Annotated in this window: 1 pseudogene; it reads left to right on the forward strand. The window is 65.4% G+C overall.

Annotated elements, in window-relative coordinates:
• Nucleotides 1–240, forward strand: a pseudogene (locus tag QSV46_RS40910) (hypothetical protein); the annotation flags it as partial.

Here is a 240-nt window from a genome sequence, read left to right on the forward strand (position 1 = left end):
CCCATACCTTCAGCGCGGTGCCGCGCGTGCTAGAGAAGGTATACGAAAAGCTGACGGCCAAGACGCGTGAACTGCGTGGCTGGCGACGCCGGGTGTATGAATGGGCGCTGACCCGCGCGGAACGCTACGAACCGGGCCGGATGCTACCCCCGATGAAAGCCCTGCAGCACGCCATTGCCTGGCGTCTGGTATACCGCAAGTGGCACGCCGCCATGGGCGGACGCCTGCGCTGGGTGAATG

Source organism: Bradyrhizobium cosmicum (assembly GCF_032290525.1).
Taxonomy (GTDB): domain Bacteria; phylum Pseudomonadota; class Alphaproteobacteria; order Rhizobiales; family Xanthobacteraceae; genus Bradyrhizobium; species Bradyrhizobium cosmicum_A.